25 protein-coding genes are annotated in these 21,916 nt (G+C 65.1%); 9 read left to right on the forward strand and 16 right to left on the reverse strand.

Translation table 11 applies throughout. The features are described 5' to 3' along the window. Positions 1-2: 2 nt before the first annotated feature. Together K289_RS0100665 and K289_RS0100670 are read right to left on the reverse strand one after the other, a co-directional pair. The gene (locus K289_RS0100665) at positions 3-467 is read right to left on the reverse strand and encodes a secondary thiamine-phosphate synthase enzyme YjbQ (RefSeq protein WP_027549671.1); all 465 of its coding nucleotides are present in this window, start codon (positions 465-467) and stop codon (positions 3-5) included. 170 nt (positions 468-637) lie between these two features. Further along, positions 638-1,171, reverse strand: coding sequence for a hypothetical protein (locus K289_RS0100670; protein ID WP_027549672.1), 534 nt, complete (start codon positions 1,169-1,171; stop codon positions 638-640). A 370-nt stretch (positions 1,172-1,541) separates the two neighbouring features. Between K289_RS0100670 and K289_RS0100675 the strand changes: the two genes are divergently transcribed. The 5 genes from K289_RS0100675 (at position 1,542) to K289_RS0100695 (ending at position 4,179) form a co-directional block, all read left to right on the forward strand. After that, positions 1,542-1,916 (forward strand): AtpZ/AtpI family protein, encoded by a 375-nt coding sequence (locus K289_RS0100675; protein ID WP_027549673.1) that lies wholly within the window; start codon positions 1,542-1,544, stop codon positions 1,914-1,916. Positions 1,917-2,020: 104 nt separating this feature from the next. Beyond that, complete coding sequence (locus K289_RS0100680; RefSeq protein ID WP_027549674.1) at positions 2,021-2,770, forward strand: F0F1 ATP synthase subunit A; 750 nt, start codon at positions 2,021-2,023, stop codon at positions 2,768-2,770. A 54-nt stretch (positions 2,771-2,824) separates the two neighbouring features. Then, positions 2,825-3,055 (forward strand): F0F1 ATP synthase subunit C, encoded by a 231-nt coding sequence (locus K289_RS0100685; RefSeq protein ID WP_007599451.1) that lies wholly within the window; start codon positions 2,825-2,827, stop codon positions 3,053-3,055. 66 nt (positions 3,056-3,121) lie between these two features. After that, the gene (locus K289_RS0100690; protein ID WP_027549675.1) at positions 3,122-3,688 is read left to right on the forward strand and encodes a F0F1 ATP synthase subunit B; all 567 of its coding nucleotides are present in this window, start codon (positions 3,122-3,124) and stop codon (positions 3,686-3,688) included. Positions 3,689-3,693: 5 nt separating this feature from the next. Next, on the forward strand, positions 3,694-4,179 hold the full coding sequence (locus K289_RS0100695; RefSeq protein WP_027549676.1) for an ATP F0F1 synthase subunit B: 486 nt from the start codon (positions 3,694-3,696) through the stop codon (positions 4,177-4,179). 201 nt (positions 4,180-4,380) lie between these two features. Here K289_RS0100695 and K289_RS0100700 read toward each other — a convergent pair whose 3' ends face one another. From K289_RS0100700 to K289_RS0100720, 5 genes are all read right to left on the reverse strand, one after another. Then, entirely contained in the window at positions 4,381-5,034 is a 654-nt protein-coding gene (locus K289_RS0100700; protein WP_027549677.1) for a hypothetical protein, read from the reverse strand. 143 nt (positions 5,035-5,177) lie between these two features. Next, a complete protein-coding gene (locus K289_RS0100705) occupies positions 5,178-5,765 on the reverse strand; it encodes a GNAT family N-acetyltransferase (RefSeq protein ID WP_027549678.1) in 588 nt (195 codons plus the stop codon). A 38-nt stretch (positions 5,766-5,803) separates the two neighbouring features. After that, a complete protein-coding gene (locus tag K289_RS0100710; protein ID WP_027549679.1) occupies positions 5,804-7,093 on the reverse strand; it encodes a pitrilysin family protein in 1,290 nt (429 codons plus the stop codon). Continuing rightward, on the reverse strand, positions 7,090-8,508 hold the full coding sequence (gene thrC / locus K289_RS0100715) for a threonine synthase (protein WP_027549680.1): 1,419 nt from the start codon (positions 8,506-8,508) through the stop codon (positions 7,090-7,092). The genes K289_RS0100710 and thrC overlap by 4 nt, the downstream gene beginning before the upstream one ends. Positions 8,509-9,064: 556 nt before the next feature. Further along, entirely contained in the window at positions 9,065-9,709 is a 645-nt protein-coding gene (locus K289_RS0100720) for a response regulator transcription factor (protein WP_027549681.1), read from the reverse strand. Positions 9,710-9,794: 85 nt separating this feature from the next. Between K289_RS0100720 and K289_RS0100725 the strand changes: the two genes are divergently transcribed. After that, on the forward strand, positions 9,795-11,138 hold the full coding sequence (locus tag K289_RS0100725) for an ATP-binding protein (RefSeq protein ID WP_027549682.1): 1,344 nt from the start codon (positions 9,795-9,797) through the stop codon (positions 11,136-11,138). Between the two features lie 124 nt (positions 11,139-11,262). Here the strand turns inward: K289_RS0100725 and K289_RS0100730 are convergent, their stop codons facing one another. From K289_RS0100730 to coxB, 9 genes are all read right to left on the reverse strand, one after another. Then, positions 11,263-11,628: a nuclear transport factor 2 family protein gene (locus tag K289_RS0100730; protein ID WP_027549683.1), complete on the reverse strand. Its 366-nt coding sequence runs from the start codon at positions 11,626-11,628 to the stop codon at positions 11,263-11,265. Positions 11,629-11,759: 131 nt separating this feature from the next. After that, entirely contained in the window at positions 11,760-12,512 is a 753-nt protein-coding gene (locus K289_RS0100735; RefSeq protein WP_027549684.1) for an SURF1 family protein, read from the reverse strand. Beyond that, the gene (locus K289_RS0100740; RefSeq protein WP_027549685.1) at positions 12,509-12,910 is read right to left on the reverse strand and encodes a DUF983 domain-containing protein; all 402 of its coding nucleotides are present in this window, start codon (positions 12,908-12,910) and stop codon (positions 12,509-12,511) included. The genes K289_RS0100735 and K289_RS0100740 overlap by 4 nt, the downstream gene beginning before the upstream one ends. Before the next feature lie 97 nt (positions 12,911-13,007). Next, positions 13,008-13,904, reverse strand: coding sequence for a cytochrome c oxidase subunit 3 (locus K289_RS0100745; RefSeq protein ID WP_027549686.1), 897 nt, complete (start codon positions 13,902-13,904; stop codon positions 13,008-13,010). Between the two features lie 78 nt (positions 13,905-13,982). After that, complete coding sequence (locus tag K289_RS0100750) at positions 13,983-14,621, reverse strand: cytochrome c oxidase assembly protein (protein WP_027549687.1); 639 nt, start codon at positions 14,619-14,621, stop codon at positions 13,983-13,985. Positions 14,622-14,626: 5 nt separating this feature from the next. Beyond that, a complete protein-coding gene (locus tag K289_RS0100755; RefSeq protein WP_027549688.1) occupies positions 14,627-14,791 on the reverse strand; it encodes a hypothetical protein in 165 nt (54 codons plus the stop codon). Between the two features lie 7 nt (positions 14,792-14,798). Further along, on the reverse strand, positions 14,799-15,743 hold the full coding sequence (locus K289_RS0100760; RefSeq protein ID WP_027549689.1) for a heme o synthase: 945 nt from the start codon (positions 15,741-15,743) through the stop codon (positions 14,799-14,801). 61 nt (positions 15,744-15,804) lie between these two features. Next, positions 15,805-17,418 carry a cytochrome c oxidase subunit I gene (ctaD, locus tag K289_RS0100765; RefSeq protein ID WP_027549690.1) on the reverse strand — a complete coding sequence of 538 codons (1,614 nt, stop codon included), beginning with the start codon at positions 17,416-17,418 and terminating at the stop codon, positions 15,805-15,807. An 82-nt stretch (positions 17,419-17,500) separates the two neighbouring features. Then, positions 17,501-18,340 (reverse strand): cytochrome c oxidase subunit II, encoded by an 840-nt coding sequence (coxB, locus tag K289_RS0100770; RefSeq protein WP_027549691.1) that lies wholly within the window; start codon positions 18,338-18,340, stop codon positions 17,501-17,503. A 449-nt stretch (positions 18,341-18,789) separates the two neighbouring features. Between coxB and K289_RS0100775 the strand changes: the two genes are divergently transcribed. The 3 genes from K289_RS0100775 to lepB all read left to right on the forward strand — a co-directional run bounded on the left by K289_RS0100775 (position 18,790) and on the right by lepB (position 21,908). Next, on the forward strand, positions 18,790-19,323 hold the full coding sequence (locus K289_RS0100775; protein WP_027549692.1) for an invasion associated locus B family protein: 534 nt from the start codon (positions 18,790-18,792) through the stop codon (positions 19,321-19,323). Between the two features lie 351 nt (positions 19,324-19,674). Further along, positions 19,675-21,102: a metalloprotease TldD gene (gene tldD, locus K289_RS0100780; RefSeq protein ID WP_027549693.1), complete on the forward strand. Its 1,428-nt coding sequence runs from the start codon at positions 19,675-19,677 to the stop codon at positions 21,100-21,102. Then, positions 21,099-21,908: a signal peptidase I gene (lepB, locus tag K289_RS0100785; RefSeq protein WP_027549694.1), complete on the forward strand. Its 810-nt coding sequence runs from the start codon at positions 21,099-21,101 to the stop codon at positions 21,906-21,908. Before tldD ends, lepB begins: the two co-directional genes overlap by 4 nt. Positions 21,909-21,916 lie beyond the last annotated feature (8 nt).

A 21,916-nucleotide genomic window follows, 5' to 3' on the forward strand; every position in this document is an offset into this window, starting at 1 on the left:
GGCTACCGATTGCCGCCAATGAACTGCAGCACGACCTCGCGCTGGTGCGGGCGCCTGCGGTGCTCGATGAGATAGATCGCCTGCCACGTGCCAAGTGCGAGCCTGCCGTTCAGGACCGGCACGTTGAGCGAGGTCTGCGTCAGCATCGTCTTGACGTGCCCGGGCATGTCGTCGGGCCCTTCGGCATCATGCGTCCAGGGCGCATCCTCCGGCGCGAGCCGCGCCAGCGCGGTGGTGAGATCGACCAGAACGGAAGGGTCGGCGTTTTCCTGGATCGTCAGCGAGGCCGAGGTGTGACGGATGAACAGCGTCAACGCGCCGGTCCCGGCGCCGGCCTCCGCGATGAACTTCGCAGCTTCACCGGTGAGATCGGTGAAGCCGCGACCTTGCGTCTGCACCGTGAGCAGCGACGAGGTGATGGTGGTGGCCTGCGCCGTTGATGGCGCTGATCGCGTAGTCGATGTCATAAAGGGTCTCGTTGTCTCGAACGCTCTTGTAGGGTGGGCAAAGGCGCGTCAGCGCCGTGCCCACCTCTTCTGCCGCAATCGTGAAAAAGGTGGTGGGCACGGCGCAAGGACGCCTTTGCCCACCCTACGAAGAACGCGTTTGCGAGCCATCCGTTCGCGAATGCTCCGCGTCAAATCTTCCCCGACACGTCCTTCTGCACCCGGTTGGCCATCTCGATCAGCCGCCGCCATGTCCGCTCGAGGAACGACATCACGCGATCCACGTCCTGGTCGCTGGGCAGCGGGATCTCGATCCTGCGGTCGCCTTCGGCGACCTTCGGCGGCCCCTTCTTCAACTGATCGGATTTCGGCAGAGCCTCCTCGACCTTGCCCGACACGGTCGGCCCGGCCGCGAGGTCAGCCTTCAACTTCTCGACCTCGGCCTGCAGGCGGCCGATTTCGGCGTCGAGCGCGGAACGTTCGTCAGGCACCGCATAGCAGGCCCAGCCGGCATCATTCTTGGTGCATGTCGAGACCGTGCCGGTGCGGGTGTCGAGCCGAAGCACGCCCTCGGGAATCGGCGTCATTGTGTAGCGGCCGTTTTCAGTGTCGGGCGCGGATTGCGCCACCACCCCGCCGCCGCCGATCGCGAGCAGTGTGACGGCCGCCGCCAAAGACCATTTCAAGGACCATGACCTCAACAATGACGTCGCTGCTGGTTTCATTGCGCTGCTCCGCCACGACGCGCCTGTGGATAGCTGCAATCCTACACCCGCCCGGACGACGCCGCACGGCTTCCCGTGGAAAACCCGCCTGCGACATCAACGATCGCGGCGGCCGGTTTGATCCTGGAAATGGCGGCTGAACCTCAAGCCGTGTCGGCGGATCGCGCGGAGAGCTGCTGCGGTGCGGCGTCACGCTGTGTGCAGCGCTGACGCGCGCGGCAATATCATCAGCCAAATCAATACCATAGCAGAACAAGACGCAATCGTGACTTGGCTTGACTTGATTATGTGCCATCAGTATGGTCCGCGCGGCTTTTGAGGGTGTTGGGCGTAATTTCCATTCAGCCGCGGCGTTTCGGGTCTTCGTTGCATGACACAGGGCACGGGACACGGCGAGAATGGAAATGGCGATAGATCGCCCGAGGAAGCTGCGCTTTCCGAACGGCTCGGAAGTCTTAATCGGCGGTTGTCCGAAATTCGCGACCGCAAGAGCAAGACCGAGCAACCCGCAGGTGACGGTGGAGACGGAGCGGCCAGAGCCTCGGCGATGGCGCTTGGTTTTCGGTTATCCTCCGAGTTGATCGCCGGTGTCATTGTCGGAGCGGGGATTGGCTGGGGGTTCGACCGCTTGCTGTCGACGTCGCCTTTCGGATTTATCGCGTTCACGCTGCTGGGCTTCGTGGCCGGCGTGGTGAATGTGGTGAGGTCGGCGGGCGCGGGTCAAAACAGACGCGGTGGTTCGTAGCCCGGCCTGAGGAATTGATCGCGCCGGCCTCGCCGGTGCGGGCCGGCCCGGCCGGCAGACCGAGACCAGCCGGCTAGCCCGGCAGACCGAGAGATGCCGCGCGGATGACAATCGACCCGATCCATCAGTTCAACATCGAGCCTCTCTTCACGATCGGCCATATCGGCAATCACACGATCGCCTTCACCAATTCGTCGCTCTACATGCTGGTGGCGGTAGCGGTGATCTCGATCCTGATGCTCGCCAGCGGCACGCAGCTCGTTCCCGGCCGCCTGCAGTCGATCGCCGAGATTTCCTACGAATTCGTCGCCACCATGATCCGCAGCAACGCCGGCGCGGAAGGCATGAAGTTCTTCCCGCTGATCTTCTCGCTGTTCATGTTCATCTGCGTCTCGAACCTCGTAGGCATCATCCCCTACACCTTCACGGTCTCGAGCCATCTGATCGTCACCGCCGCGCTCGCGCTTCTGGTCTTCTTCACCGTCCTGATCTACGGCGTCTACAAGAACGGCCTGAAATTCTTCAAGATTTTCGTTCCCCACGGCGTCCCCGGCTACATCCTGCCGCTGGTCATGTTCATCGAGATCCTGTCGTTTTTCCTGCGGCCGGTCTCGCACAGCGTTCGTCTGTTCGCCAACATGCTGGCCGGCCACATCGCGCTGAAGGTGTTCGCGGGCTTCGTCGCCATGCTCGGCGTCTCGCTCGGCGCCGTCGGCTGGATCGGCGGCGTGATGCCGCTGGCCCTCACGGTCGCGCTGACCGCGCTGGAGCTCCTGGTCGCGTTCCTCCAGGCCTACGTGTTCGCGATCCTGACCTGCATCTACCTCAACGACGCCCTTCATCCCGGACACTGAGCGGTCCGGGGGAGTTTCCACCCACAACCCAATCTTTCTTCCAAGGAGTCTAAAATGGATCCGGCAGCAGCAAAACTTATCGGCGCGGGCATCGCGTGCATCGGCATGGGCGGTGCGGGCGTCGGCGTGGGCGTGATCTTCGGAAACTACCTCGCCGCAGCCGTTCGCAACCCGTCGGCCGCTCAGGGCCAGTTCGGCAACCTGATCTTCGGCTTCGCCGTGACCGAAGCGCTCGGCATCTTCTCGCTGCTGATCGCGCTGCTCTTGCTGTTCGTTCCGCTCTGAGGACGACGTTTTTCGCGCCGTTCCATGCTTTTGGGACGGCGCGCGTGACAGCAACAGGAGATCTCCATGGCTGAGAGTCATGGCGGCGCAAAAGGTCCGGCGGCGGGCGCTCACACCGAGGCTGACGGTGGTCACCACGGTGGCGGCTTTCCGCCGTTCGAGAGCAGCACCTATGCTTCGCAGCTGGTGTCGCTCGCGATCTTCTTCGTCGTGCTTTATGTGATCGTGTCCAAGCTCGCTCTGCCGCGCGTCGGCGGTGCGATCGAGGCGCGTCAGAACAAGATCGAGGGCGACCTCGCCGAGGCGCAGAAGCTGAAGGACCAGTCCGACGCGGCGCTGAAGGCCTATGAGAGCGAGCTCGCTTCGGCGCGCGCGCGGGCACAGGCGATCGGCAACGAGACCCGCGACAAGCTGAACGCTCAGGCGGAAGCCGAGCGCAAGGCGCTGGAAGAGCAGTTGGCGGCCAAGCTCGCCGGGGCGGAGAAGACCATCGCCTCGACCCGCGCGACCGCCATGAGCAACGTCCGCGGCATCGCGGCCGATGCGGCCGGCACGATCGTGCAGCGTCTCACGGGCGTCGTGCCCGACGCGGCCTCGGTCAATGCCGCGGTCGATGCGTCCCTGAAAGGTTAGTCGATATGTTCCTCGAACCTGAGTTTTGGGTCGCCGTCGCCTTCGTGGTCCTGATGGTGATTTTCGGCTATCTCGGGATCTTCAAGACCGTGCTGACGACGCTCGATCATCGCGCCGCCCGCATCAAGGCCGAGCTGGACGACGCCCAGCGTCTCAAGGAAGAGGCCGCCAAGGTGCTTGCCGACTACAAGGCGCGCAGCGCCACGGCCGAGCGCGAGGCAGCCGACATCATCGCCAACGCCAAGGCCGAAGCCGAGCGCATCGCGTCCGACGCCAAGGCGAAAATGGAAGACTTCGTCGCTCGCAGAACCAAGACCGCGGAGAGCAAGATCGCGCTCGCCGAGGCCCAGGCGCTGGCCGATGTCCGCGCCGCGGCCGCGGAAGCCGCCGTCCAGGCCGCTTCGACCATCCTGTCGCAGTCGGTCAAGGGCCAGGTCGCCGACGACCTGCTCGCCAAGGGCATCACCGAGGTCCGGCAGAAGCTGAACTAACGGCTTCCGCCCTCACCAATCAAAAAGCCGGCGCGAAAGCGCCGGCTTTTTTGTTGGCGATGCGTGAACTGCTCTCGTGTCCCGGACGCGGCGCGGCATGAAATGACGCGACGCAGAGCCGGACCCATCGGCTCGCGATGGATAGGCCCCGGCTCTGCGGAGCACCGCTACGCGTTGCACCGCGTCCGGGGCATGAGAGACCTACTTCTTCTTCCCGCGCGCCTTCGGCTCGGGCGCCAGCGCCTGCGGGTCAAATCCGACGTAAAAGACATAGGCATCGGCGACCGCGGCCGAGGGCATCGGATAGACCAGGTCCTCGGCGACGAAGGTAAAGGGCACGCTGCCGCCTTCCGGCAGCGACACCGTGATCCGGTAGGCCTTCGAGGCGATCACCTTCTCGCCGACGCCGCCCTGCACCACGGCGACGCGCAAGGGGACCTCGATCGAGCTCGGCGCGCCGGCAGGGCCCGCGATGACGCGGCCCTGGACGCCGATGCGCGCGGTGATCTCGCCGCCGTTGCGGACGCATTCGCGCGCCATCTTGGTGACCGTGGCCTGGAAGCGGACGTCATTGCCGATCGCCTGCTTGCCAGGGGCTGCGGCGGCGTAGGTGGACGCGCCGGCGCGCACCGTGACCTGGGGACAATCGACGTCGTCGGCCGGCGGCTGGCCCGGCGCAGGCGCCGGATTGGTCTGGGCCGGCTCGTCGGACTTGCCCCCGAACAGGCTCTTGAAGCGGTCGGAAAGCGACTGCGCCGCCACCGGCGAGACGGAAGCGAGCGCAACCGACAGCGCCAGCGCGATCACCGGACCCCGGCGCAACGCATTTCGCGATGATCGAAGCTGCTTCACCATGAACGCCTGTACTCCATGAAAAGGTTCCGGCGAATGGCCGGCTGACCCGCGCGTTATATCGTCAAAATCGGCGAACCCAAGGCAGGAAACAAGGCAGGAAGGACGGCCCAAGCCCAGACTTTGGCTGCATGGACGGATCAGGTTCAGCCGCGGAAATCCTCGTGCAGCAGGCCGAACAGCAGATGGTCCTGCCAGACCCCGTTGATGCAGAGATAGCGCCGCGCCAACCCCTCCCGGGAGAAGCCGCATTTCTCCAGCACCCGGATCGACGGCGCGTTGGTGGGGATGCAGGCGGCTTCGACCCGGTGCAGGTTGAGCTCGCCGAACAGCGTCGGGAGCAGCACCCGCAGCGCCGCCGTCATGTAACCACGATGGGCATGGGGCTGGCCGACCCAGTAACCGATGGTGCCGGCCTGCACGATGCCGCGCCGGACATTGGCGAGCGTGATGCCGCCGACCATGGCGCTGTCGAGTTCGCGGAAGATCAGGAAGGGGTAGGAGCGATCCGCGGCAATATCCTCGGCATAGCGGCGCAGGCGGCGGCGGAAGCCGGACCGGGTGAGATCGTCCGACGGCCAGATCGGCTCCCAGGGCGTGAGATAGTCGCGGCTGGTCTCCCGCAGATGTGCCCATTGCAGGAAGTCCGACATCTGCGGGGCGCGCAGCAACAGCCCGTTGCCGCGTGGCGCGAGGGCGGCGGGTCCACTGGATGGCAGGCGAAAAAGAGCCATGGTGATGCTTCCGGGGGGCGTCAGCCCTTGCGCAGCTCCTAGTGAAGCCGCGCCTTGGCGCGCGCCCGGGTCAATCCTTCCGCAAAAGACACCGCCGTGTCCAGACCCCTGCCGCTGCCCAATGCAACCACCGCAGGTCGGCTGCGCGAAAGCAGCGCACGCGCCGCGTCGCGGGTCGATTCGACACTGACGGCGTCGATCCGGGCCACTAGCTCCTGCACCGTCTGCGGCCGCCCATAGGCGAGCACGTGCCGGGCGAGCTGCTCGGCCCGGGAGCTGCAGCTCTCCAGCGCCATCAGGAGGCCGGCCTTCATCTGCGCCTTGGCGCGCGCAACCTCGGCTTCGGTCAGCGTCTCCACCGACTCGTTCATGATGTCGACGACGACCTCCATCATCTCGGGCGCGTCGGCGGGATCGGTGCCGGTGTAGAGTCCGAAGAAGCCGGTATCGCTATAGGGCGCGTGGAAGGTGTAGATCGAGTAGCAGAGGCCGCGCTTCTCACGCACCTCCTGGAACAGCCGCGACGACATTCCGCCGCCGAGGATGTTGGTGAAGACCTGGAGCGAGAACAGCGACGGCTCGATCTGCGGCACGCCTTCCAGCGCCAGCGTCAGATGCGCCTGCTCGAGCTCGCGATGCACCACCTTGGCGCCGCCCTGGCCGAAGGTCGCAGCCTGCGGCTTCGGGCCCGGCGCCGCCTCGAAGCTCGCAAACCGGTTCTCGACCTCGGCGACGACCTGCCTGTGATCGACGGCGCCTGCGGCCGCCACCACCATGTCGGGGCCGCGATAATGCGTCGAGAGATAGCCACGGAGCATGTCGCGGTTGAAGCCGCGCAACGTCTTCGCCGTGCCGAGCAGCGAGCGGCCCATCGGCTGGTCGGGATAGCAGAGCTCGTTGAGATGTTCGAACACGACGTCGTCGGGCGTGTCCTGCGCGGCGCCGATCTCCTGCACGATGACGTTCTTCTCGCGCTCGAGCTCTTCCGGCTCGAAGGCGGGATTGGCGAGGATGTCGGCGAGCACGTCGAGCGCGAGCGGCACGTCGGCCTTCATCACCCGCGCGTAATAGGATGTCGTCTCGGTCGAGGTGCCGGCATTGAGGTCGCCGCCGACCGCCTCGATCTCCTCGACGATTTCACGCGAGGAGCGCCGCGTCGTGCCCTTGAATGCCATGTGCTCGAGCAGATGCGAGATGCCATGCTCGTTCGGCCTCTCGTCGCGGCCGCCGACGCCGGCCCAGACGCCGAGCGCGGCGGTCTCGACGTGAGGCATGTTGTCGGTGACGATGGTGAGGCCGGATGCAAGCTTGGAGATCTCGACGCTCATCCGGCTACTCCCTGTTTTGCGGCGCGGCTGACCGACAGCACGAACCGCTCCACCTCGCTCTGGTCGTTCTTCATCACCTTCATGTGTTCGGATTTGGTCATCAGACCATCCAGCCATGCCGGCAGTTGCGGCCGCTGGCCGCAGGCCGCCTCCACCGCATCGGGGAATTTGGCCGGATGCGCGGTGGAGAGCACGATGCCGGGCACCGTCGTATCGGTGGTGTCGCGGTCGGCCACCGCCAGCGCCACCGCGGTGTGGGGATCGACGAGTTCGCCAGCTTCCCGCCAGGCGGCGCGGATCGCCGCTGCGGTCTCGGTCTCGTCGGCACGGCCGGCGTCGAACTCCTCGCGGATCGCCGCGAGCATGGCGTCGGGCAGCACGAAGCGCCCGGACTGCTTTAGCGAGTCCATCAGCCGGCGCACGACAGGCGCATCACGCCGGCTCGCCTCGAACAGCAGCCGCTCGAAATTCGAGGAGATCTGGATGTCCATCGATGGCGAGGCCGTGGCGTGCACCTCACGCACCTCGTAGATCCCGGTCTTGAGCGTGCGCGCCAGGATGTCGTTGACGTTGGCGGCGATGTGCAGGGTCCGCACCGGCAGGCCCATGCGCTTGGCAACGTAGCCGGCAAAGATGTCGCCGAAATTGCCGGTCGGCACCACGAAATCCACCGCACGCGCCGGCGCGCCGACCGCAACCGCGGAGGTGAAGTAGTAGACCACCTGGGCGACGATGCGCGCCCAATTGATGGAGTTGACGCCGGACAGTGCGGTCGCATCGCGGAAGCGGTGATTGTTGAACATCCCCTTCACGAGCGCCTGGCAGTCGTCGAACGTGCCTTCGATGGCGAGCGCGTGGACGTTGGCCGCCCCCGTCGTCGTCATCATCCGCTGCTGCACCTCGGAGATGCGCCCGTGCGGGAACAGCACGATGAGATCGACATTCTCAAGGCCCGCGAACGCCTCGACCGCCGCGCCGCCGGTGTCGCCTGAGGTCGCGACCACGATGGTGGTGCGCTGGCCGCGCTTGGCGAGCACGTGATCCATCAGCCGCGAGATCAACTGCATCGCGACGTCCTTGAAGGCGAGCGTTGGACCGTGGAACAGCTCCAGCACGAACTGGTGCGGCGACATCTGCCGCAACGGCACCACCGCCGGATGGCGGAAGGTGGCATAGGCCTCGTTCGCCATGCGGCCGAGCTCGGCATCCGAAATCTCACCGCCGGTGAAGGGGCGGATGACGTCGACCGCGACCTCCCAATAGGGGCGGCCGAAGAAGCTCGCGATCGTCGCAGCCGAGAGTTGCGGCCAGGTCACCGGAACGTAGAGGCCGCCGTCGCGGGCAAGCCCGGTCAGCATCACGTCGCAGAAGCCGAGTTCGGGGGCCTCGCCCCTGGTCGAGATATAACGAGTCAAAACCGCCCTCCAAAGGCCGGCCCAAGCCCAAGCTTGCACCTTAAGCCTTTGATTTCATGATGTTCCTAGTTCTTTCGCCACAAGCTCACCGGCACCATAAAGTGTTTTGCGGCCTCGGGAAACCGCTTCCCGCTCCGCTTGGCGCCCCACGAAAAAGGGCTGCGGCGATGCCGCAGCCCTCTCTTGGAAGGTCTGTCGTTGTTTCTTGCAGACCCGTTTGCCTCGTTCGGGACGCCTACCCGTTGAATTGCTCGCGCGAGCTTTCCCCGCGTGTCATCAAATCGTCAAGGGCAAAAACGACGTACCTCTGCAAATGTTCCGATTCTTCCCGATGCAGATTTAGCCGCGCTCAACGCAAGCGAGCGTGGCACTCCCTTTTCTTGCCATTTTTTCCCGATCGTCGGGCAATGCCAGGAACAACGGCGGCATCCGCCGATTGTGTCGGCGGATGGTGTCCGCCTTGTCCACGCATTGCCCAACCCAGAGACGGCACCGATCCCCGCCGGCCGGACCGGCTGCAGCCCCGAGCCGCCCGGTCCGGTCCCTGCCGGGACAATCAGCTCATACCGATTTCGACGGCGATCCGGATCAGGTCGGAATGGTTCTTGGCGCCGAGCTTCTGCTTGAGCAGGGACGTGGTGTTGGCGACCGTCTTGTAGGAGATGCCGAGCGCCTCGGCGACCTCGACGATCTTGTCGCCGCGGCCAAGCAGGCGGAGAATTTCGAGTTCGCGCGGTGTCATCTGCGAGGCCGGATTGGCCTTGATCGCCGCGCCCGAGAACGTCACGGCCTCAGCGAGTTGCGGCGAGATGAAGTTGTCGCCCGCGACCACCTTGCGCACCGCCTTCAGCAGAATCCTGGGATCGTCGCCCTTGGAGACGTAGCCCTGCGCACCCAGCTCGACCGCCCGCACCACGAAGGCCGGGTCGTCGTTCATGCTGAACATGATGATTTTGGCGTCCGGGTCGTCCTTGCGGATCCGCCGCATCAGCTCGAAGCCCGACACGTCCGGCAGGCTGATGTCGATGACCGTCACGTCCGGACGCTTGCTGATAAAGGCGCGGTGACCGGATTTGGCGTCGCTCGCCTCGTCGATGCGGATCGACTGGTCGGAGGCGAACAGGGTCCGGCAGCCGGACAGAACCACCGGATGGTCGTCGACGATCAGCACCCGGGTAGCGGCTTTGGCACTATCTTGCATCGCGCACTCTCGTTTGACGAAGTCATAGACCGGCGGGAACAAATGGAAAGAGAGAATCCCGCCAATACGCGTTAGAATTGACCTAATGTGGCAGCGGCTCTCCTTCAGGACCCAATTATTCCTCCCGCTCGGCGTGATGTTCATCATAGCGCTGATCATGGGCGGCGCACTGCTGCACGAGTTCGCGACCGGCCAGTTGGCCGACGAGAACGAACCGGGACGGCGCTCGGCTGTTATCGTCGCTGCGGCTCTGAACGAGGCGCTGCGCGCCTCCGACAACCCGCGGCAGACGCTGGATGCATTTGTGCATTCTCTCGGCGCGCCTTCCGATATCCAATTCCGCTCTGTGGAATCGGGTCAATCGCCGTCCCCGAAGGATGCGTTGCGCGACACGCATAGCATCCCGCAATGGTTCGCTGACCTGCTTGCCATTCCAGACGTGAGTGCCGCGTCACCTGTCCTGATTGACGGCAAGCATGTCGGCGACATCCTATTCCAGCCCGACCTGTCGGCAGACCTGTTCGAAAAATGGGTCGGCTTCCTGGCACTCACCTGCTTCATCGTCGCGCTCACCGGGATGACGGCAATCATCGCATACGGATTCGCTGGATCAGCGCTACGTCCTCTGGAAAACCTCGGCCGGGGCCTGACGCGGATGCGGCGCGGCGACTACGCAAAACCGATTCCTGTCGGCGGGCCGCCGGAAATCAGGCAAAGCTGCGAGGAAGCCAATGCGCTGGCGCGCACGCTCGAACGATTGAGCCGGGACAATCGCCAGCTGCTGCACCGCCTGGTGTCGCTCCAGGACGACGAGCGGCGCGATCTCGCGCGCGAGCTGCACGACGAGCTCGGGCCGCTTCTGTTCGGCATCCGCGCCGGTGCGATCGCATTGCTCGAAGCCGCGCCGAACGATGCGGGAAATCCCGGAAATCCGACGCAACAGGTGCTGCTGTCGGTCGAGGCGCTGCAGCAGGCCAACCGCCGTATCCTCGACCGGCTGCGGCCGCTCTACATTTCGGATCTCGGGCTTAGAACCAGCGTGCAGACGCTGCTCCAGAATTTCCGCAAGCAGGCGCCAAACATCGAGCTGACGGCAACCCTCGATCCGGTGCTCGATCGAATCGAGGGGCCGCCGGCGCAGACCGTCTATCGCGTGATCCAGGAGGCGCTCACCAACGTTCTGCGCCACGCCAGGGCGAGCAGCGCCCATGTGCAGGCGACCGTCGATGGCGGCGCGATCGCCATCGAGATTTCCGACGACGGCTGCGGCTTTCCGGCCGAGAACGTGTTCGGGCGCGGCCTGACCGGCATGCACGAGCGGGTGCGCGCGCTCAGCGGATCGCTGTCCCTGCTGCGCGCGGACGAGCGCACCTATGTGCGTTGCCGCCTGCCGGTCGAACCGGCACGGGACGCGCCAGCATCCGGCTAGAGCATGATCCGGAAAAGTGTGCAGCGGTTTTCCCTCGCGACAAACGCGGAACGCGTTTGCGCGGAGATCATGCTCCAACAATAAACTGAAGCGCGATGACGATTCATCCTAATCTCATCGCGCTTCAGCATGCACAGCCGTCGCGCGCGGCCTGCCATGCGGGCTTGCAGAGCATGCTGTGGATCTTGCCGTCCGGACTGAAGTGAAACGAGACGCGGATGCACAGGGAGCGCGCCACCGAATATTCGAGATCGACCCCGTACGGCCGTGGGCTGATCTCCTCCAGGCCGAAACCCGCCGACGAGAAGGCGTTCAGCTGCGCCCCCCAATAGGCTTCGAGCTCGCCGCGGCCGCGATAGCGACGCGTGTCGTTGCATGTGCATTCGAGCTCGGCGTCATCGGCATAGAGGTCGAGCAGCGTCGCAAGGTCGCCCTTCCGGCAGGCATCCACCCAGTCGACGACGATTCCCATCTGATCAAAATCGCTCACGTCGCAATCCTCTCTGCCGAGGAAAATTTCCGGGCGGCCTAGGGCTAGCCTCGTGAATATCGGCTTAATAATAAACCCCGGAAAATACGGGGTTCCTTCGAAGAATCCCCGCGGCGCACCTGGTCTTGCCCCTAACCTTGCCGCCGTCCTCGCACCCAGACGCCGAAGGCGATCAGCACGGCCAGCGCGAGCGCGAACCAGGTGATGGCGTATTGCAGGTGATCATCCTTCAGATGCACGTCGAGCGGGCCCGGCCGCGGAACGCCGTTCTGGGGCACCGGCTGCTCCAGGTCGACGTAGAACGGCGCGACCGCGCCCCAGCCGAGTGAGCTTGCGATCGCCAGATGATCGCGCACGAACCACAGCCGCTTGTCGCGATTTTCCGCCGGCGTCAGTAGGCCGGGCGGCTCGGGGAACCGCAAATAACCGGTGAGCGCGACGGGCTCGCCGGTGACGAGCTTCTTCACCGCGCGGTCCTCGACGGCGCGGTCCTGCATCGTGTTCTCGACGAAGCCCGCATCGATCACGACCATCTCGCCGGTCGGCAGGCGCGCCGGCAGGAAGGCCCAGGTACCGGGGCCGGAGGCATCCTTGCGCACGGCGGAGCCGGACGAATAGACCATCGCATCCGGAAGCGGCGCGTAGGTCGCGGTGAAGCTGACGCGGCGGAATTCGTCGCTTGCGGCATTGAGCGCAGCCCATTGCGCCGGCGGCGGCAACGCGATCGGCGCGGCCGCGAGCCGTTCGGTGAGCGCGTCGATCAACTCATGCTTGGCGGCGCGGCGCTGCAACTGCCAGACGCCCAGCGCGATGAAGAATGCCATCATCATCAGCGTGAACAGCGCGAAGCCGGCCACGCGAGGCTTGCGCGCAGTCCCGTTCATTTCGCGCGGTCGATCAACCGGCCGGGCGCCGCCTTGTGGTGGAACTGCAGGGCGATCAAGAGTGACTTCATCGCGCGCAGCGGCAACAGCGTGGTCGCGAGGATCAGCGGCAGCCAAAGCACGGCGTGAAGCCAGAATGGCGGTTGATACTTGACCTCGACGACGAGCGCACAGCCGACCACGATCGCGCCGGCCAGCATGATGATGAAGATCGCGGGGCCGTCGCCGGAATCGATGAAGGCGTAGTCGAGGCCACAATGGTCGCACCGCGGGGCGAGCGTCAGGAAGCCCGCATAGAGCTTGCCCTCGCCGCAGCGCGGGCATTTGCAGGCAAGACCGCGCATCGCGCTTTGCAGGACCGTGGTCTGGGATTCGGGGGTACCGGCCGTATCGTTCATGATGAAGGAGCCTATCACAGTTCTGCCGAAACTTGCCGCGCGTGAAAGCAAAAGGGCGGCCTTCCGGCCGCCCTTTCTTGATCGATCCGTCGCGGCGTCAGTGCGCGCCGTGGGCCATGGTCTCGGCGCCGCGTCCCCAGACATAGATGCAGAGGAACAGGAACAGCCAGACCACGTCGACGAAGTGCCAGTACCAGGCGGCGAACTCGAAGCCGAGGTGCTGCTTCGGCGTGAAGTGGCCGGCATAGGCGCGCGCCAGGCAGACGATCAGGAACACGGTGCCGACCAGCACGTGGAAGCCGTGGAAGCCGGTCGCCATGAAGAAGGTCGCGCCGTAGACGTTGCCGGCGAACGAGAACGCCGCGTGGCTGTACTCGTACGCCTGCACGCAGGTGAAGGTCGCACCGAGCAGGATGGTGAGGATCAGGCCGTACTTCAGGCCCTGACGGTCATTCTCGAGCAGCGCGTGGTGGGCCCAGGTCACCGTGGTGCCGGAGGTCAGCAGGATCAGCGTGTTGAGCAGCGGCAGGTGCCAGGGATCGAAGGTCTCGATGCCGTGGGGCGGCCAGGTGCCCGGCACGGAGCAGGCGCCGGCCTGGGTGCCGAGGCCGCAGCCGAACACCGCATCGCGGGTGGCGTGGACGGCATCGGCCGGGAACAGCGCGGCGTTGAAATAGGCCCAGAACCAGGCGACGAAGAACATCACCTCGGAGGCGATGAACAGGATCATGCCGTAGCGGTGATGGAGCTGCACGACGCGGGTATGGTCGCCCTTGTACTGGGCTTCCTTGATCACGTCGGCCCACCAGCTCGCCATGGTGTAGAGCACGCCGACAGTGCCGACACCGAAGATGATCGGCGCGGCCGCGAACATGTGGTGCATCCAGGCGATCGCACCGAACGCCATGACGAAGGCCGAGATCGAGCCGACCGCCGGCCACGGCGAGGGATCGACGAGGTGATAGTCGTGATGCTTGCCTTGCGCTGTGGCCATTGCCGTCTGTCTCCTCAATCCCGTGCCTGTCCGGCACTTATCCCCTTAGATCCAACCCCCGGTACGTGCACCCGGCAATCAGAGATTTCCCTTGCGTTTGTCACCGTCGCCCGAGGCGAGCGGCTTCACCACCGGCTCGCGCACCGGATAGAACGTATAGGACAGCGTGATCGTGTTCAGCCCATCATTTTCGGGGTCGTCGACGATCGACGGGTCGACGTAGAACACCACCGGCATCTCCCGCTTCTCGCCGGGCGCCATGGTCTGCTCGGTGAAGCAGAAGCAGTTGATCTTCTGGAAATAGGATCCGACCGTCAGCGGCGCGACGTTGTAGGCGGCCTGGCCTGCAGTGGTGCGCGCGGCCTGGTTGGTCACCGTATAGTAGACGGTCGTGACCTGGCCGATATTGACCTCGACCTCGCTCTGCTCCGGCTCGAACTTCCAGGGCAGGCCGGGCGCGACGTTGGAGTCGAAGCGCACCGAGATCTTGCGCGCGATCGGTCCGGTGGCTGGCGCCGAGGTCGCGACCTGCGTCGTGCCGTTGAAGCCGGTGGCGCGGCAGAACCAGTTATAGAACGGCACCGCGGCGTAGGATGCGCCGACCATCAGCGCGACCACGCCGCCGCAGATCGAGGCGACCAGCGCATCGCGACCAAGGCCACGGCGCTTTCCCGCCGTCCGGCTCTCATCCCGCGATATGGTCGGTTGCTGATCCATCTTTCCTACAACGGCCGAACTAGCACTGCCGGTCCCTTGACCATGGTGACGGCGAAGAACAGCACCACGAGCACGCCGAGCGCGAGCGCGATCGCGATCGAGCGCTGACGACGGCTCCTTTTCTGTGCCTCGGTGAGGACGATTCCATCTGGATCTTGCTTGTCGGCCATTCCGTTATCATGCGCCCCCTGCCATCGGAGCAAGCGCTCGGAACACGACCTCGGCGAGCAGGGTCGCAAACAGCGCGAACAGATAAAGGATGGAAAAAGCAAACAGCTTGCGGGTCGCGCGCAGCGACTGGCTGCGCTCGCGACGCATATAGACGTTGATCGCGAGCACCAGCATGCCGGCACCGAGGATCAGCGAGGTGACGCCGTAAATGGCGTCGAAATAGCCGAGCGCCCAGGGCGCTGCGGCCACCGCGATCAGAACGATCGTGTAGAGCAGGATCTGGAGCCGCGTCGCATCGGGACCGGCGACGTTGGGCAGCATCGGAATGCCGGCGCGGGCATAGTCATCGGACCGGAACAGCGCCAGCGCCCAGAAATGCGGCGGGGTCCAGAAGAAGATGATGGCGAACAGCAGCAGCGGCTCGACGTCCACCGTGCCGGTCACGGCGGCCCAGGCCACCACCGGCGGCAACGCGCCGGCGGCGCCCCCGATCACGATGTTCTGCGCGGTCCAGCGCTTCAGGAGCATCGTATAGATGACGACGTAGAAGAAGATCGTGAAGGCGAGCAGCGCGCCCGCGATCCAGTTGACGAGGATGCCGAGCGTCATCACCGAGAAGAAGGCGAGCGTCATGCCGAACGTCATCGCCTCGGGCCGGGTGATGCGGCCGCGCGGGATCGGCCGGTTCGCCGTGCGCGACATCTTGGCGTCGACATCGCCCTCGAGCGCCATGTTGAGCGCGCCGGACGCGCCGGCGCCGACGGCGATGCAGAGCAGCGAGGTGATCGCCAGCACGGGGTGGAAATGCCCCGGCGCCATCGCCATCCCGACCAGCGCTGTGAAGATCACGAGCGACATCACCCGCGGCTTGAGCAGCGCGATATAATCACCAACCTCCGCCTCGGAGATCCGGGGACCGATGTCGATGGCGTTATGATCGAGGACGGACACTTAATTCTACTCGCTTCGCTTTAGAGCCGCGGCGCCCATGACAGGCGCCGCGGGCGTTTGCTTACTGCACGCGCGGCAGCACTTCGAACTGGTGGAAGGGCGGCGGCGAGGACAGCGTCCACTCCAGCGTGGTCGCACCCGCACCCCAGGGATTGTTGCCCGCCGGCACCTTCTTCATGAAGGCGTCGAACACGCAGTAGAGGAAGATCAGGACGCCGAAGCCGGAGATGTAGGAGCCGAGCGACGAGATGTAGTTCCAGCCTGCGAAGGCATCGGGATAGTCGACATAGCGGCGCGGCATGCCCGACAGGCCGAGGAAGTGTTGCGGGAAGAACACCAGATTGACGCCGATGAAGGTGACCCAGAAGTGCAACTTCGCGAGTGCCTCATTGTACATGTAACCCGACATCTTCGGGAACCAGTAGTACCAGCCGGCGAAGATCGCGAACACGGCGCCGAGCGACAGCACGTAGTGGAAGTGCGCGACGACGTAGTAGGTCTCCTGCAGCACGCGGTCGACGCCGGCATTCGCCAGCACGACGCCGGTGACGCCGCCGACCGTGAACAGGAAGATGAAGCCGATCGCCCAGATCATCGGGGCGCGGAATTCGATCGAGCCGCCCCACATTGTGGCGATCCAGGAGAAGATCTTCACGCCGGTCGGGACCGCGATCACCATCGTGGCGGCGACGAAATAGGCCTGCGTCGCCGAAGACATGCCGACCGTGTACATGTGGTGCGCCCACACCACGAAGCCGATGCCGCCGATCGCGACCATGGCGTAGGCCATGCCGAGATAGCCGAACACGGGCTTGCGCGAGAAGGTCGACACGATCTGGCTGATCATGCCGAAGCCGGGCAGGATCAGGATGTAGACCTCGGGGTGACCGAAGAACCAGAACAGGTGCTGGAACAGCACGGGATCACCGCCGCCATCGGGCGCGAAGAAGGTTGTGCCGAAGTTGCGATCGGTGAGCAGCATGGTGATCGCACCGGCGAGCACCGGCAGCGACAACAGCAGCAGGAACACGGTCACCAGGATCGACCACACGAACAGCGGCATCTTGTGCAGGGTCATGCCCGGCGCGCGCATGTTGAAGATCGTGGTGATGAAGTTGATGGCGCCGAGGATCGACGAGGCACCGGCAAGGTGCAGCGACAGGATCGCGAAGTCGACGGCCGGACCCGGATGGCCCGAGGTCGACAGCGGCGCATACATGGTCCAGCCGGCGCCGACGCCGTTGGCGCCCGGCTCACCCTCGACGAAGGTGGAGCACAGCAGCAGCGCGAAGGAGGCCGGCAGCAGCCAGAACGAGATGTTGTTCATGCGCGGGAACGCCATGTCCGGCGCGCCGATCATCAGCGGCACGAACCAGTTGCCGAAGCCGCCGATCATCGCCGGCATGACCATGAAGAAGATCATGATCAGGCCGTGGCTGGTCACGAAGACGTTGTAGGTGTGGGTCTCGTGGAAGATCTGCACGCCCGGATACATCAGCTCGGCACGGATCGCGATCGACATCGCGGCACCGATGATGCCGGCGATGACCGCGAAGATCAGGTACATCGTGCCGATGTCCTTGTGGTTGGTCGAATAGACGTAGCGCCGCCATCCGGTCGGATGGGCGTGCTCGTCATGCGCGTGATCGCCGTGTGCCGCTGCGCTCGTTGCCATTTTCAAATCCTGCCTTGCGTCCCATTCGGACCTTGTTGCGGTCCCGCCCTTCAAGTCGCGTTCAGTCCCCTTAGCCCTTCGCTTACTGCGTCGGGCCGGCGGCGGAGGCGTAAGTGCTGGTGCCGCCGCTCGCAAATTTCTTCTTGGCCGATTCAACCCAGGAGGCGAACTCCTGGTCGGAGACCACGCGCACCGCGATCGGCATGAAGGCGTGATCCTTGCCGCACAACTCCGAGCACTGGCCGTAATACATGCCGGTCTTGGTGGCCTTGAACCAGGTCTCGTTCAGCCGGCCGGGGATGGCGTCGATCTTGACGCCAAAGGACGGCACCGCGAAGGCGTGGATGACGTCGGCGCCGGTGGTCTGGACGCGAATCACCTTGTTGACGGGCACCACCATCTCGTTGTCGACGCCGAGCAGCCGCGGCTGCTTGTCCTGCGCCATCAGCGAGTCGAACTCGAACTTGCCGTTGTCCGGATAGGCGTAGGACCAGTACCACTGCTTGCCGGTGGCCTTGATGGTGAGGTCCGCCTTCGGCACGTCCAACTGGAGGAACAGCAGGCGGAACGACGGCACCGCGATGCCGACCAGGATCAGCACCGGCACCAGCGTCCAGACCACCTCGATCAGCGTGTTGTGGGTGGTCCGCGACGGCACCGGATTGGCCCTCGCGTTGAACTTGATGACCACGATCACCAGCAGCGCCAGGACGAACAGCGTGATGGCGGCGATCAGGACGAACAGGAAATTGTGGAACCAGACGATGTTGTCCATCACTGGCGAGCCGGAGGCCTGCAGAGTCCATTCCCACGGCTGCGGCTGGCCCAGCTCGGCAAATGCCGCTCCGCCCGTCGCCAGCGTCAGGCCAGCTACGGCCACTCCCAGCAAGTGCCGGCCCACACGGCCCATCGACATCCTCATGCCGTCGCGCTCCCCTTACGAAATCACCCCAAGTGCGCCCCCCTCTTGATGGGAAACGCTTATTCGATTCGTCCGTCTGACAAACCGCCGCTCAAGAATACCTCTAAGAGGAATTGGGGCCAGATCGCTAGAACGCCGAAATCAAGCCTCTCAAACCATAATTCTTGATCTATCGCAATGCAGTCTTGAGCCCTGTCTGTCAGTCGTCACCCGCAAGATATTTCCTAGTAAGTTCAGACAAAAATACCGTTTCCCGGGATGCCGCGGCTTGACAGCGGGATTGCCCGCGGTAGGCACTGGTCAACCGCCGCGCCGGAACCTGATTCGGATCGGGGGCGAGACGGCTGGCGCGGCGCGAGATTTGCTTGGGAAGCGCCTTCAAGCCGCCCTCATTCCCGTATCAGTCCTGAAGGGACCAGCGACCCAAGCGATTAAAGGGACCGACCCCGATGGGGCTTTCGACATGCATGGCAAGGCCGGCTAACAGCCTCAGGACCCTCGCAGCCCTGCTGGCTGCGGTTCTGCTCCTCGCCCTGCCCGGTCTCGCCCATGCGCAGGGCGCGGTGCGCTCCGTCCATGGCGACTGGCAGATCCGCTGCGACACCCCGCCGGGCGCCCAGACCGAGCAATGCGCCCTGATCCAGAGCGTGGTCGCCGAGGACCGCTCCAATGCCGGCCTGACCGTGATCGTGCTGAAGACCGCCGACCAGAAGAGCCGGCTGATGCGGGTGGTCGCCCCGCTCGGCGTGCTGCTGCCCTCCGGCCTCGGTCTCAAGCTCGACAACCAGGACGTCGGCCGCGCCGGCTTCGTCCGCTGCCTGCCCAATGGCTGCGTCGCCGAGGTCGTCATGGACGACAAGCTGCTCGGCCAGCTCCGCAGCGCCAAGACCGCCACCTTCATCATCTTCGAGACCCCCGAGGAAGGCATCGGCTTCCCGCTCAGCCTGAACGGGCTGGGCGAGGGATATGACAAGTTGCCGTAGGGCGCCACACGCCCCGCGCCTCCTTTTCTCTCCCACCATCAGCGCCGTCATGGCCGGGCTTGTCCCGGCCATCCACGCACCACCGCGATCGAGGACGGACGTGGATGTGGATGCCCGGGACAAGCCCGGGCATGCCGACTGAAAGGGTGGCGCGCGCCTTTGCCCCGATTGCCATTGCGAGCGCAGCGAAGCAATCCAGGCTGTCTCCGCGGAGGGATTCTGGATTGCTTCGCTGCGCTCGCAATGACGGAGAGCCGTACCTATCGTTTCCGTAATGTGACGGTGCGCCCCCTCGCGGAATGCACCCGAAACCATTATCTTGCCTCACATCCCCCGATAATGGACGGACAGATGACCAACCCTGCCACGACCTCCCTGCTCGACCGCGCCAATCTCGATCGCGACCAGGTTCGCAACGAGGTCGCGCGCGGGCTTTCGGGCGCCGACGACGGCGAACTGTTCCTGGAATACAGCCAGACCGAAGCGCTGATGTTCGACAATGGGCGGCTCAAGCAGGCGACCTATGACACCTCGCAGGGTTTCGGCCTGCGCGCCGTCAAGGACGATGCGGTCGGCTACGCGCATTCCTCCGACGTGTCGCTGCCGGCGCTGATTCGCGCCGCCGATGCAGTCGCCGCCGTGCGCGGCGGCTATTCCGGCAGCTTCGCAAGCCCCCCGCCACACACCAATGTGCGGCTCTATGCCGATGACAATCCGCTCGATGCCCCGGGCTTCGAGACCAAGGTCAAGCTGCTCGCCGAGATCGACGCTTATTTGCGCGACAAGGATCCGCGGGTGCGGCAGGTCAGCGTCAGCCTCGGCGCGACCTGGCAGGTCGTCGAGATCCTGCGTCCCGATGGCGAGAGCTATCGCGACATCCGTCCGCTCGTGCGCGTGAACGTCTCCGTCGTCGCCGGCCAGGGCGACCGTCAGGAGAGCGGCAGCAAGGGCTATGGCGGCCGCGCCGGCTATGCCGAATTCATCGAGTCCAGGAACTGGCGCGAAGCCGCCGATGGCGCGCTGCGCGAGGCGCTGGTCAATCTGGAATCGATTCCGGCGCCCGCCGGTGAGATGGACGTCGTGCTCGGGGCCGGCTGGCCCGGCGTGATGCTGCATGAAGCGGTCGGCCATGGCCTCGAAGGCGACTTCAACCGCAAGAAGACCTCGGCCTTCGCCGGCCTGATGGGCCAGCAGGTCGCGGCCAAGGGCGTCACCGTGGTCGACGACGGCACGATGGCCTCGCGGCGCGGCTCGCTGTCGATCGACGACGAAGGCACGCCGACCAACCGGACCGTGCTGATCGAGGACGGCATTCTGGTCGGCTACATGCAGGACCGCCAGAACGCGCGTCTGATGAACATGAAGCCGACCGGCAACGGACGCCGCCAGGGCTATGCCCATGTGCCGATGCCGCGCATGACCAACACTTACATGCTCGCGGGCGACCGCGAGCCGGGCGAGATCATCGCCTCGGTCAAGAACGGCGTGTTCGCCGCGAATTTCGGCGGCGGCCAGGTCGACATCACCTCGGGCAAATACGTGTTCCAGTGCACCGAGGCCTACAAGATCGAGAACGGCAAGATCGGCGCGCCCCTGAAGGGCGCCATGCTGATCGGCAACGGTCCGACCGACCTGCACCGCATCCGCGCGATCGGCAACGATCTCGCGCTCGACACCGGCATCGGCACCTGCGGCAAGAACGGCCAGGGCGTGCCGGTCGGCGTCGGCCAGCCGACGCTGTTGATGGAACGCATTACGGTCGGAGGCACCGGCGCATGAGTGTGGAGAAAATGAGCGCGACCACCACCGAGCCGAAGACCAGCCAGCCGAAGACAAGCAAGCCGAAGTCCAGCACCTGGCGCGGGCAGTTCGTGCAGCTCGCCGGCATCGTCGCCGCCGTGTTCATCGCCAAGGGCGCGCTGGCCGAGCCGTTCTACGTGCCGTCGGGCTCGATGGAGCCGACGCTGCTGATCGGCGATGCGCTGCTCGCTTCGAAATTCCCCTATGGCTACGGCACCTCGTCGCTGCCGATTCAGATCAACCTGCCCGAAACCGGCCGCGTGTTCGCCGAGACGCCGAAGCGCGGCGACGTCGTGGTGTTCCGCTGGCCCGGCGACCGCTCGCAGGCCTGGGTCAAGCGCGTCGTTGGTCTGCCCGGCGACCGCATCCAGATGCGCCAGGGTCAGCTCTTCATCAATGACCGCCCCGCCGAGCTGAAGCCGGACGGCGTCGGCTCGGCCGAGGACGACAATGGCAGCAGCGAGCCCGCCTATCGCTATGTCGAGACACTGCCGAACGGGGTGTCGCATCTGATCTTCAAGATGCGCGACAACGGTCCGCTCGACAACACGCCGGAGGTGACGGTGCCTGCCGGCCATCTCTTCGTGCTCGGCGACAACCGGGACAATTCCGCCGACAGCCGCGTGCCGCTGCGCTCCGGCGGCGTCGGCCTCTTGCCGATCGACAATCTGGTCGGCCGTGCCGACGCCGTGCTCGGCTCCTGGGACCTCGGCATGCGCGGCCAGCCGGTGTGGACCTGGCTCTCCGGCTTCCGCCTTGCGCGGTTCTTCACCGCCGTGCACTGAGCCACTCC

It is taken from the genome of Bradyrhizobium sp. Cp5.3, assembly GCF_000426265.1.
GTDB classification, from domain to species: Bacteria; Pseudomonadota; Alphaproteobacteria; order Rhizobiales; family Xanthobacteraceae; genus Bradyrhizobium; species Bradyrhizobium neotropicale.

What these genes read in the sequence shown, in the direction of transcription:
- K289_RS0100725 (WP_027549682.1), top strand. Translation starts at nt 9,795, where the DNA reads ATGTGGCAGCGGCTCTCCTTCAGGACCCAATTATTCCTCCCGCTCGGC.
- K289_RS0100680 (WP_027549674.1), top strand. Translation starts at nt 2,021, where the DNA reads ATGACAATCGACCCGATCCATCAGTTCAACATCGAGCCTCTCTTCACG.
- K289_RS0100750 (WP_027549687.1), bottom strand. Translation starts at nt 14,621, where the DNA reads ATGGATCAGCAACCGACCATATCGCGGGATGAGAGCCGGACGGCGGGA.
- lepB (WP_027549694.1), top strand. Translation starts at nt 21,099, where the DNA reads ATGAGTGTGGAGAAAATGAGCGCGACCACCACCGAGCCGAAGACCAGC.
- K289_RS0100690 (WP_027549675.1), top strand. Translation starts at nt 3,122, where the DNA reads ATGGCTGAGAGTCATGGCGGCGCAAAAGGTCCGGCGGCGGGCGCTCAC.
- K289_RS0100735 (WP_027549684.1), bottom strand. Translation starts at nt 12,512, where the DNA reads ATGAACGGGACTGCGCGCAAGCCTCGCGTGGCCGGCTTCGCGCTGTTC.
- tldD (WP_027549693.1), top strand. Translation starts at nt 19,675, where the DNA reads ATGACCAACCCTGCCACGACCTCCCTGCTCGACCGCGCCAATCTCGAT.
- K289_RS0100670 (WP_027549672.1), bottom strand. Translation starts at nt 1,171, where the DNA reads ATGAAACCAGCAGCGACGTCATTGTTGAGGTCATGGTCCTTGAAATGG.
- K289_RS0100720 (WP_027549681.1), bottom strand. Translation starts at nt 9,709, where the DNA reads ATGCAAGATAGTGCCAAAGCCGCTACCCGGGTGCTGATCGTCGACGAC.
- K289_RS0100740 (WP_027549685.1), bottom strand. Translation starts at nt 12,910, where the DNA reads ATGAACGATACGGCCGGTACCCCCGAATCCCAGACCACGGTCCTGCAA.
- K289_RS0100695 (WP_027549676.1), top strand. Translation starts at nt 3,694, where the DNA reads ATGTTCCTCGAACCTGAGTTTTGGGTCGCCGTCGCCTTCGTGGTCCTG.
- K289_RS0100675 (WP_027549673.1), top strand. Translation starts at nt 1,542, where the DNA reads ATGACACAGGGCACGGGACACGGCGAGAATGGAAATGGCGATAGATCG.
- K289_RS0100710 (WP_027549679.1), bottom strand. Translation starts at nt 7,093, where the DNA reads ATGAGCGTCGAGATCTCCAAGCTTGCATCCGGCCTCACCATCGTCACC.
- K289_RS0100745 (WP_027549686.1), bottom strand. Translation starts at nt 13,904, where the DNA reads ATGGCCACAGCGCAAGGCAAGCATCACGACTATCACCTCGTCGATCCC.
- coxB (WP_027549691.1), bottom strand. Translation starts at nt 18,340, where the DNA reads ATGAGGATGTCGATGGGCCGTGTGGGCCGGCACTTGCTGGGAGTGGCC.
- K289_RS0100700 (WP_027549677.1), bottom strand. Translation starts at nt 5,034, where the DNA reads ATGGTGAAGCAGCTTCGATCATCGCGAAATGCGTTGCGCCGGGGTCCG.
- K289_RS0100705 (WP_027549678.1), bottom strand. Translation starts at nt 5,765, where the DNA reads ATGGCTCTTTTTCGCCTGCCATCCAGTGGACCCGCCGCCCTCGCGCCA.
- K289_RS0100685 (WP_007599451.1), top strand. Translation starts at nt 2,825, where the DNA reads ATGGATCCGGCAGCAGCAAAACTTATCGGCGCGGGCATCGCGTGCATC.
- K289_RS0100775 (WP_027549692.1), top strand. Translation starts at nt 18,790, where the DNA reads ATGGGGCTTTCGACATGCATGGCAAGGCCGGCTAACAGCCTCAGGACC.
- ctaD (WP_027549690.1), bottom strand. Translation starts at nt 17,418, where the DNA reads ATGGCAACGAGCGCAGCGGCACACGGCGATCACGCGCATGACGAGCAC.
- K289_RS0100665 (WP_027549671.1), bottom strand. Translation starts at nt 467, where the DNA reads ATGACATCGACTACGCGATCAGCGCCATCAACGGCGCAGGCCACCACC.
- K289_RS0100755 (WP_027549688.1), bottom strand. Translation starts at nt 14,791, where the DNA reads ATGGCCGACAAGCAAGATCCAGATGGAATCGTCCTCACCGAGGCACAG.